Below are 3,980 nucleotides of genomic sequence, written 5' to 3' on the forward strand. Positions count from 1 at the left end.
GGACGTCCGTCTTGCGGCCGGGCAGGTTCTTGACCTGCCGCGCGTTGACCAGGATCACGTTCAAGTCCTCGGCCAGCAGGTAGTAGAAGGGCTTCCAGTAGTCCGAGGTCGCCTCGATGACCACCAGCGTCACCCGTGCGGCGAGCAGGTGATCCCGCAGGGCCAGGACCGCATTCGTTGTCGACCCCCAGGTCGTGGTCTCGGTCGTGAAGGATCCCCGCCGCTTGGTACTCGGGGTGCGGACGCACGCCTTGGCGTCCTTCTTGCTGATGTCCAGGTCGGCACAGCGTTCGTGCAGCACGTCCACGGACTTGCTCCCTCCCTCGCCGGGCAGCCGGGTACGCCGTTCCGGGAGGACCAGGGTGAATCAGGAATTCTGACGCACGTGCTTCGCAGCAACACTCCACGGTTCCCGTGGGCGGTCCCCAGCACCATGCTGACCTGCGAGCTCACCGGCATCACAGAGGCTTCGGTTTCGGCCGGAACGAACCAACTCAGCGTCCCGTACCCCATCAGCCCCCGTCAGGGCAGACAGAAGCACCCCCGGCGCGCGCCAAGACATTTACCACGCCCCCGGCGCGCACCGAAGGTGCGCTGAGTCGCTGACCAGCGGAAAGCCCCCCGCAGCGCGTCCGGGGTCGGCGTGAGGAACGGCGCCCCGGCGAGCCAGCGTTCCAGCGGCTGCTGCCCTGTCTCGGAGTGCGCCCGCCGGTGATAGACCTGTTCGACCCACGCTGTGAAGAGACGATTGAGCATGGCCAGGTCGGTGACCTTCTCCGTGTCGACCTCGACCAGGAACTGTTCCCGGACGGTCCGGAAAAAACGTTCGATTTTGCCCCTGCCCTGCGGGCGCCCCGACGTCGAGTGGATCAGCTTGATCCCCAGCCTCGCGCATGCCCTGAGCAGGGCGGAGTCCACGAACGCGGACCCGTTGTCGACATAGACGCCCTCGGGGACCCCGCGCGCCGCCAGCGCCGGCCGAAGCGCCGCGGCGAGACGGACGCTGTCCTCGGCGCCGCCCCAGCGGTGCCCGACCACCGCCCGGCTGTTGTCGTCCACGAACGCGAAGAGATATGCCTTGTGACCTGCGATCTTCGGGCGCCGTGCAGTGCATCGCCGACCCAGAGTTCGTTCGGGCGCGTGGCTTCGAACCGGCCGAACGCCTCCGGCGCCTGGCCGTCCGGGCGGGTCAACAGTTCGAGGCGCTGAAGGTGCCGGTGGACGGTGCGGTAGGACGGGCCCCAGCCCAGGTGCTGCTGCAGGATCCGCACCACCTGCGCGGTCGACCGCGACGGGTTCTCCCGCTTCAAGGCCGCGGCCAGGTCCAGGACCTCTTCCGGCGTGCGCGGGGTGACCTGCCTGGTCGGCGGCAGCAGCGCGTCGAAGCCGCCCTCGCGCCAGAGCCTGAGCCAGCGGTCCACTGTCCCGCGTGTGATCTTGACCGGCTTCCCGAACGGATCGGTGTGCACCCGGGCGGCGATCGCGCGGACCATCGCCCCGCGCTGGCGCGGGCTGAGGGCAGCGTCAGCCGCCTCACGGATCAACTGGTAACGGAACAAGGCGACTTGGTGGGCCCGTTCGGCCCGCCGTCGCCCCTCCTCATCGACCAACGCCATCCGGCGCCCTCCTGAAACGGCTGTGGACATGGCAGCCGCCAGGATGAGCCGCCCCGACGATCTTCGTCAGGGCCAGCTCGTGTTGATCGTTTCGGAGGTCAGGCCGACGGCCGGCCCGGCGCCAGCAGGCGGCCGTGGCAGGCCGCCGACACCAGCAACCAGGTAGGCACCTTCAACTTCCCGAGCCTCGCCCTCGCGGCGAACGCGAATCCCGTCACCGCGCTGACCGCGTCCCGGGCCGCCGTTCCGGCCGGGGCCGGCAGGACCGACGCCGGGTCGTCCGCCAGCGCGACCAGCCACGCGGTGAACACCGCCGCCGTCTGGACCGCCCGCCGCGACCAGCACCGCAGCCAGCCCCGCACCGTCGTCACCGGCCTGCCCAGCCGCCCGGCGATCCGCCGGCAGCCCCAGCCGGCCGCCGCCAGCTCCAGCCCCGCTCCGACGACCTCAACCGTGTCCGCGCGTCTGACCAGGGACAACACCGGAAGCAGGACATGTGTCACCTCGCAGGAACGGCACCTCGCCCGCCGCGGACGCACCACCACGACCCCGCCCAGATCCCGCAGGCTCCGCGACCGGCCCCAGCCCCACCGGGCCAGCACCCCGCCGCAGTCCGGACACGACAACTCGCCCTCGACCAGGCGCTGTTCGACAACCGCGGTTGTCGTCTCTACCGTGACCAAAGCGCCCTCCGTTGGCGCTCGCACGGCCCTCCCGAGCGCCGCCAAACGAGCGGGAGGGCCGTGATCATGTTCAGGACATGATCACGGTGCCGCCCAGCACACAGAAGATCAATTGCCGTCTTGTGAACTCTTCCTCATCAACATCATCAATGGCACAACACTGCCCGTTCGTCAGCATGTTGAGTGGCTATCTACAGTGGCGCGGTTCGCCGGGCATCGGTCACCTGCCAAGCGGCGGCGTACGACTTCCAGTTCGCCGCGGCCCGCAGGGCCTCGTCCTCCCGAACCCAGCCATAGAGGTCGAGCGTGGTCTGGACGTGGGCATGGCCGAGTCGGCGGGAGACCACCCACTCCGGTGTCCCGGCCAGCAACAACGCGGTCGCGTGAGTATGCCGAAACCAGTGTGGGGTCCACCCTGCAGGGCCGATGCCCTTCTTGCGCAGGGCTGCGGTCTTGTCCCGCACCGTCCCCTCCTTCAGCGCGGCCAGCAGCGGGGGCCGGTCCAGGTTCACGAGCAGCGGCGAATCCGAGGTGATCTCCAGCCCGGTGTTGGCGGCCCGGACCGCGAGATGGACGAGGTAGTCAGCGAACAATCGCTCCAGGTCAGCACCGACATAGACGCGCCGCGGGCGCATCATCTTGACCCTCGTCCCGTTCGCGTTGTCCTCGCGCGGGACGACCTCGACATAGGGAGTGCCACCGCGGCCCATCACGAAATCGCTGATCCGCAGAATCCGAGCACCTCGCCCAGCCGCATGCCGGTCTCCGCGAGCAGGGCGAACAGCAGGCGGTCCCGCAGGTTCCCCACCCACTCCCCGCCGGTGCCCGGCCTCGCGCACCCGTCCAGGACCGCCTGGATCTGGCTCGGCAGTAGCAGCGGCGGCCGCCCGCGATGGCGGTGCCGACGGACCCTGACCAGCGACGACGGTCCCGGTGTGTTGCGGGCGTCCAGGTGGGCGAGCAGACAGCGCTGCGGCAACTCCCGCTGCCGGCGTGGTCGAAGCTGCTGATCCGGATCGACGGCGCCGGCTTCAGCCACGCCCTGCTCGACCACCTCCAGGCCCTGACCACCAGCCGCAGGCGGGTACGGTGGGTGTGTGGCTGGGCCATCCACACCATCGACGAGGAAGCCATCGCCAGGCTTCCGGAGAAGGTGCGGACGGCCGCGCTGCGGCAGGACGGCGAGGTCCACGAGATCAAAGGACCCGACGGCGACACGGTCACCTACCAGGTCGCCGAGCTCACCGGCCCGCGTGACCTGACCGGTCGGCCCGAGGGAACACGGCTGGTCGTGGGCCGGTTTCAAACCCTCACGCCGGGATCTGAAGAAACTGACCGCCTTCGAACGGCGCACCGGCTGGTGCTAGCAGATCGTCGCCACGAACATCCCCGCCCACCAGGGTCTTTCCAGAACACCCGGCTCCGGGCAGGTGTGGTTCGTCGACGCCCTCTACCGCGATCACGCCGAGGTCGAGGACCGCGTGAAAGCGGCCAAGCGGACCGGTCTCGGGCTGCTGCCCTCCACGTCCTGGCAACTCAGCACGGCCTGGATCCTTACCGCAACGACCGCCGCCGACCTCGACGCCTGGACACGGCTCCTCCTCCTGGTCGACCGACGACAACGCCGCCAGGCGAGAGCCATCGGCCCGCGACGCCGCCTCACCTATTTGCGCGGCCTCTT

5 protein-coding genes and 2 pseudogenes are annotated in these 3,980 nt (G+C 69.6%); 1 reads left to right on the forward strand and 6 read right to left on the reverse strand.

Features of this window, described 5'->3' with window-relative positions; genetic code table 11:
• The 6 genes and pseudogenes from NQU54_RS48120 to NQU54_RS48145 all read right to left on the reverse strand — a co-directional run.
• Positions 1–307: IS110 family transposase (locus NQU54_RS48120; RefSeq protein WP_257636582.1), on the reverse strand; the 307-nt coding region annotated here is incomplete at its 3' end.
• Between the two features lie 215 nt (positions 308–522).
• Positions 523–1,059 (reverse strand): TnsB C-terminal domain-containing protein, encoded by a 537-nt coding sequence (locus NQU54_RS48125; protein WP_257636583.1) that lies wholly within the window; start codon positions 1,057–1,059, stop codon positions 523–525.
• 209 nt (positions 1,060–1,268) lie between these two features.
• Positions 1,269–1,646, reverse strand: a pseudogene (locus tag NQU54_RS49670) (helix-turn-helix domain-containing protein); the annotation flags it as partial.
• A 68-nt stretch (positions 1,647–1,714) separates the two neighbouring features.
• Positions 1,715–2,299, reverse strand: a complete 585-nt coding sequence (locus NQU54_RS48135; RefSeq protein ID WP_257636584.1) for a helix-turn-helix domain-containing protein — start codon at positions 2,297–2,299, stop codon at positions 1,715–1,717.
• Positions 2,300–2,490: 191 nt separating this feature from the next.
• The gene (locus tag NQU54_RS48140; protein WP_257636586.1) at positions 2,491–3,009 is read right to left on the reverse strand and encodes a tyrosine-type recombinase/integrase; all 519 of its coding nucleotides are present in this window, start codon (positions 3,007–3,009) and stop codon (positions 2,491–2,493) included.
• Entirely contained in the window at positions 3,009–3,338 is a 330-nt protein-coding gene (locus NQU54_RS48145) for a site-specific integrase (protein ID WP_257636585.1), read from the reverse strand. Before NQU54_RS48145 ends, NQU54_RS48140 begins: the two co-directional genes overlap by 1 nt.
• A gap of 391 nt (positions 3,339–3,729) precedes the next feature.
• Here NQU54_RS48145 and NQU54_RS48150 point away from each other — a divergent pair.
• A pseudogene (locus NQU54_RS48150) lies at positions 3,730–3,980 on the forward strand (IS1380 family transposase); the annotation flags it as partial.

Source organism: Streptomyces malaysiensis subsp. samsunensis, from assembly GCF_024519315.1.
Lineage (GTDB): Bacteria > Actinomycetota > Actinomycetes > Streptomycetales > Streptomycetaceae > Streptomyces > Streptomyces malaysiensis.